Source organism: Dietzia sp. HMSC21D01, assembly GCF_001815995.1.
Lineage (GTDB): Bacteria > Actinomycetota > Actinomycetes > Mycobacteriales > Mycobacteriaceae > Dietzia > Dietzia cinnamea.
This window is the reverse complement of the sequence record NZ_KV823975.1, coordinates 1-5,374: the sequence shown is the minus strand read 5'-3', so window position 1 is coordinate 5,374 and position 5,374 is coordinate 1. Positions and strand designations below refer to the sequence as shown.

General features: G+C 72.1%; 5 protein-coding genes and 1 pseudogene. 2 read left to right on the top strand and 4 right to left on the bottom strand.

Annotated elements, in window-relative coordinates:
* Positions 1 to 801: rhomboid family intramembrane serine protease (locus HMPREF3086_RS11345; protein ID WP_246830973.1), on the top strand; the 801-nt coding region annotated here is incomplete at its 5' end.
* A gap of 34 nt (positions 802 to 835) precedes the next feature.
* On the opposite strand, the gene HMPREF3086_RS11340 is transcribed toward HMPREF3086_RS11345, so the two are convergent.
* Together HMPREF3086_RS11340 and crgA are read right to left on the bottom strand one after the other, a co-directional pair.
* Complete coding sequence (locus HMPREF3086_RS11340; protein WP_070721946.1) at positions 836 to 1,303, bottom strand: PH domain-containing protein; 468 nt, start codon at positions 1,301 to 1,303, stop codon at positions 836 to 838.
* Between the two features lie 344 nt (positions 1,304 to 1,647).
* Positions 1,648 to 1,914: a cell division protein CrgA gene (crgA, locus tag HMPREF3086_RS11335; protein ID WP_070721944.1), complete on the bottom strand. Its 267-nt coding sequence runs from the start codon at positions 1,912 to 1,914 to the stop codon at positions 1,648 to 1,650.
* A gap of 89 nt (positions 1,915 to 2,003) precedes the next feature.
* Between crgA and HMPREF3086_RS11330 the strand changes: the two genes are divergently transcribed.
* Entirely contained in the window at positions 2,004 to 2,684 is a 681-nt protein-coding gene (locus HMPREF3086_RS11330; protein WP_070721942.1) for an aminodeoxychorismate/anthranilate synthase component II, read from the top strand.
* 120 nt (positions 2,685 to 2,804) lie between these two features.
* On the opposite strand, the gene pknB is transcribed toward HMPREF3086_RS11330, so the two are convergent.
* Together pknB and HMPREF3086_RS19300 are read right to left on the bottom strand one after the other, a co-directional pair.
* Positions 2,805 to 4,856 carry a Stk1 family PASTA domain-containing Ser/Thr kinase gene (pknB, locus tag HMPREF3086_RS11325; RefSeq protein ID WP_070721940.1) on the bottom strand — a complete coding sequence of 684 codons (2,052 nt, stop codon included), beginning with the start codon at positions 4,854 to 4,856 and terminating at the stop codon, positions 2,805 to 2,807.
* A pseudogene (locus tag HMPREF3086_RS19300) lies at positions 4,853 to 5,374 on the bottom strand (hypothetical protein); the annotation flags it as partial. The gene pknB and the pseudogene HMPREF3086_RS19300, both read right to left, overlap by 4 nt.

The window sequence follows — 5,374 nt, the reverse complement described above, 5'->3', positions numbered from 1 at the left end:
GGCGCGGGTCCCGGGACTCCCGGGCCCGCGCCGCACGTCTATCCACAGCACGACGAACCGGGAGCCATGAGCATCCAGACCCACCGCGGTGGCGCGGTCTCGCGCTTCTTCCGCCTCCAGCCGGTCACGGCGTGGCTCATCACCGCCAACCTCGCCGTCTACGTCGCCACCGCGGCGCAGGCGCGCAGCATCATGGCGAACAGCGCGTCGGCCCTGTTCGAGGCCACGGCTCTCTTCCCGCCGATGGTGGCGGTCCGCGACGAGTGGTGGCGGCTGCTCACCTCGGCGTTCCAGCACTTCGGCCCGATGCACCTGCTGCTCAACATGTACATGCTGTGGATTCTCGGGCTGGGGATCGAGCGCAGCATCGGGCACGCCCGGTTCCTGGGCCTCTATCTGGTCTCCGCCCTCGGCGGATCCGTGGCGGTGATGTTCACCAGCCAGAACGCCCTCACCGCCGGCGCCTCCGGGGCCATCTTCGGGCTGATGGGGGCGTACGCCATCGTCGCGATGTCCCTGCGCCTCGACGTCAAGGGCATCGGCTTGCTGCTCGTGCTCAACATCGGCGTCAGCTTCATCGTCCCCGGGGTCTCGCTGGGCGCGCATCTCGGCGGGCTCGCGGTGGGGGCGGTCGCCGCCGTCGCGCTGGTGGTGCTGCCGCGGCGCCTGCCCGCCCGTGTGCGGCGCGGGGGGCGGGAGGTCGTGTCGTGGACCGCGTACCTCGTCGTCGTCGTCCTCGTCGGGCTCGCCGCCTGGTACGCGGCGGAGTCCATGACCGCGGGGTTCGTCTTCCTCCGCTGAGCCCCACCGGCCGCGCCGCGCGCGCCGCCCGTGGCTACGTGTCGCCGCGCCGGTCGCCGAACCCCAGCCGCGTCAGCGTCTCCACGACGTCGCGCGGATCGGTGCCCAGATCGAGCCGGGTGAACACGTCGAGCTGCTCGCGGCCGCGCTCGTCGGTGTACTCCAGCCTCATCATGTGCTGCCGCACGCCCCACCGGGCCGACCCGAGCGCGCGCACCTCCACCACCTCGGACCGGGGCACGAACAGCGCCCGTCCGAGTTTCTTGATCGCCAGTTGCCCGTCCACGACCTCGATCCGCGGCCGCCGCAGCAACTGCGACACCCCGGACGGGATGAGGAACAGCGCCGCCAGCCCCGTGAGCAGCAGCGCGAGCGGCTCCGCACGCTGCACTCCGAGCACCACCAGCACGACGCCCGCGGCGATCTGCACGCCCGGCCACACCACGCCCGGCGACCACGACACGGCCGCGGGCCCCGCTCCGGAGACCGCCTCACCACTCACACGCCCATCCTCCCTTATCCACAGGCGTTATCCACACTGTGGAGGAATAACACGCGTGGAGTTCGAAAGTCGTTCGAGTCGGAGCGGGCCCGACCTGCGGCGTCGACCTCGTCGTCGTCCCACAGGCGTTATCCCCAGTGTGGAGGGAGTTGTCCACAGTGTGTGAGGGGTGTGGATGGCCGGGGTCGCGGTCGTCGGTCGCCTTGCAATCGGGCTGTTGACCTGCATAAATGAGGGAAAACCAGAGAAAATGCAGGTCACCCCCCGCGTCGTGCGGGGGGTGACCTGTGGAAAAGCCTGTGGAAAGCGCTCGCGCGCCTCGGGGCGGGGCCTGTGGAGAACCCTCAGCGCCACCGCATCGTCATGAGGAGGCCGACGACGGCCAGACCGAAGCCGATCGCGAAGTTCTGCCACGTCTCCAGATCGCGCATGAACGGGATCTGCTCCCCGGCGATGTAGTACGTGACCAGCCACAGCAGACCGAGGATCATCAGGCCGAACATGAGCACCACGTACCACTGCGCGGTCGGGGTGCCCTTGACCTTGACGGGGGTGCGGCTGACGGCCGCCTCGGTGTACTCGGTCTTGGACCGGACCTTCGACTTGGGCATTTCAGTCCTCGAGCTGGTGGGGATGTCGCGGGTCAGTCTACCAAGCCCACCGACGACGCCGACCGGTCCGAGGGCAGTACGCTGCGTGTATGCGCATCCTCGTCGTCGACAACTACGACAGCTTCGTCTACAACCTGGTCCAGTACCTGGGGCAGCTGGGCGCGACGTGCGAGGTGTGGAGGAACGACGACGAGCGGCTCGCCGGCCCGGACGGCGGCTACGACCCGGCGGCGTTGGAACGCGTGGTCTCCGAGTTCGATGGCGTCCTGCTCAGCCCGGGGCCCGGAACGCCTGACCGGGCGGGCGCCACGGTCCCGCTCATCGGGGTGTGTGGACGCGCGGGCGTGCCCGTGCTGGGCGTGTGCCTGGGACACCAGGCGATCGGCGAGGCGTTCGGCGCGACCGTCGACCGGGCCGCCGAGCTCATGCACGGCAAGACCAGCCTGGTCACGCACGACGACTCCGGCGTCCTGGCGGGTATCCCCAGCCCGTTCACGGCCACCCGCTACCACTCGTTGACGGTGCTGCCGGAGACGATCCCGGACACGCTCGTGCCGACGGCGTGGACGGAGACCGGTCTGGTCATGGCCATGCGGCACCGCGACATGCCCGTCCACGGCGTGCAGTTCCACCCGGAGTCGGTGATGAGCGACGGCGGGCACCGCATGCTCGCCAACTGGCTGGGGATGTGCGGCGAGCGGCCGTCCGAGGCCCTGGTGACGCGGCTGGAGTCGGAGCTCGACCGGACCCGCGGCGCCGCCCTCGCCTGACCGCGGCCGGATCGCGCGAGCCGTCACTTCGGTCAGCGTATCCCCAGGACGTGGTTCGGCGAACCATGCAGAAGCGACGCCTGACCGCTGCACGCCGCGCGCGGTGGCGCGGCCGGTCGGTCAGCCGGGTCCGGGCACCAGACCGAAGCGGATGACCCGGACCACGACCTGGTCGTTGACGCCCGCCTCGCCCACCGGCGGCTGCTGCGAGTAGATCCGGCCGACCCGGGACAGGTCCGGGTCGTTCTGCGGGAGCTCGACGAGCTGGCCGCGGCCGCCACGCCAGCCCGCCTGCTCGAGCTTGGCCAGCGCCTCCTCGACGGTGTCGCCGACGATGTTGGGCATCTCGAAGCGGTTCCCCGCCGAGACCTGCAGCGTGATCGTCGCGCCCTTGAGCTGGGACTGACCGGCGGGCGTCGACTGGCCGACCACCTGACCCTCCGGCGCGGTGCCGTCGACGCGCAGCGTGTCCACGCGGAAGCCCGCGGCCTCGAGCGTCGCGCGCGCGGACTCGGCGCCCTGGCCGACGACCCCGGGCACCGCCACCTGCTCGGGTCCGGACCCCACCGTGAGGCGGACCGGCCGGTCGGAGGGGACCTGCGCGCCCGGCGCGGGATCGGTGTCGACGACCTTGTCCTGGTCCTCCGGCGTAGACGGCCGTGCCTCGTTCTCCGGGACGACCTGGAACCCGGCCTCCTCCAGCGCCAGACGGGCGTCGGCGGGCGACATCCCCATGACGTTGGGCACCGACAGGATCGGCTTGCCCGTGGACACGATCAGGTTGATCTCCGAGTCCACCGCTAGGCGCTTGCCGGCGATCGGGTCCGACGAGATGACGTGTCCCTCCGGGATCTCAGGGTGCGGCGCCGGTGCCTGCACCGGCTCGAGGCCGAGCGCGGTGAGCTCCTCGACCACCTCGGCCACCGGACGCTGCGCCACCTCCGGGATCGTCACCTCCTGCGTCCGCGAGATACCGCCGTCCCCGCCGTTCGAGGTTGCCCACAGGGACACGGCGGTGACGCCGCCCAGCACGAGGAGCACCGCCAACGCGATCGCCACCCCCCGTGGCCTGCGGCGTTCGTCGTCCCGGGTCGTCGGCCGGCGACCGCCCGCGGAGTGGGATGCGGGACGGGACCCCGCCGCGGCACCCGCGGCTCCGCCGGCCGTGCCACCGGTCACGCCCGCCAGATCGTGCGCCTCGGTGAGTGCGTCCGAGGGAGACTGCTGGGGCCGGCCGGTCCCGTACCCCGCGCCGGTGAACCCGTGTGGCGCGTCGGGCCGCTCGTCGTCGTCGAGGTCGTCGTCGGACAACACCAACGGCGCCGCCGGACGGCCGCCGGTGAGCACCGTGATGAGGTCGGTGCGCATCTCCCCGGCCGACGTGTAACGGTTCTCCGGGTTCTTGGCCATGGCCTGCATGACCACCGCGTCGACGTACCGCGTCACCTCCGGGTTGACCGCCGACGCCGGCCGCGGGGACTCGCGGACGTGCTGGTACGCCACCGCCACCGGCGACTCGCCCGTGAACGGCGGCACCCCGGCGACCATCTCGTAGAGCACGCAGCCGGCGGAGTACAGGTCCGACCGGGCGTCGACCTTCTCACCGCGCGCCTGCTCCGGGCTCAGGTACTGCGCGGTGCCGAGGACCGACGACGTGGTGGTGAGCGTCGACGAGGAGTCGCTGACCGCGCGCGCGATGCCGAAGTCCATCACCTTGACCGCGCCGTCGCGGGAGATCATGACGTTGGCCGGCTTGACGTCGCGGTGGATGATGCCCTTCTTGTGCGAGAAGTCGAGCGCCCCGCACACGTCGGCCATCACGCCGAGCGCCCGCTCGAGCGGCATCGGCCCGTCCATGCGGATGAGGTCGCGCAGCGTGTCGCCCTCGACGAGCTCCATGACGATGTACGGCAGGGAGCCCTCGTCGGTGTGCTCCTCGCCCTGGTCGTAGATCGCGACGATCGACGGGTGGTTGAGCGACGCCGAGTTCTGCGCCTCCCGGCGGAAGCGCTGGTAGAAGGTCTCATCCCGGGCCAGCTCGGGCCGCATGATCTTCACGGCGACGTCGCGGCCGAGGACGGTGTCGCGGCCCCGGTGGACCTGCGACATGCCGCCGTAGCCCAGGGTCTCGCCGATCTCGTACCGGCCCGCGAGGACGGACGGTGTGGTCATGCGCCCTCACCCCCGGCGCGCGCCGGCACGGGTACGACGTCGCCGCCGGTACGCCCGCTGGCCTGGGGGCCGTCGCCGCGGCCCTCGCCGCCCTGGCGCTGACCCTGGCCCTGCTGACCCTGGCCCTGTGCGCCCTGTTGGCCCTCGCCCTGCTGCGGCAGGAGCGAGCTGAACTCGGAAGTGAGCGAGTCGAGCATGTCCTGCAGGTCGGAGGTGGTCGGCGCCCCGGTCGGCGACGGTGAGGGCTCCGGTGTCGGCGTGGGGGACGGGGTGGGGCTCGGCCGCGGCGTGGGTGCGGGGGCCGGCGCCTGGGTGGTCACGGTGGTGACGGGCGTGGTGGACGGCGTCCGCAAAGTGGTGGTGCCGCCGCCGAACAACCCGCCGGGGCCGAAGACGCCGAGGTTGGACAGCGCGACCGCCGCGGCGACCGCGAGGGCGGCGACCAGGACGAACACCACGAGGAACCACCCGGCGCAGCCGCCCCCGCGGCGCCGCCGGGGAGGCCGCGTGGTGACCGG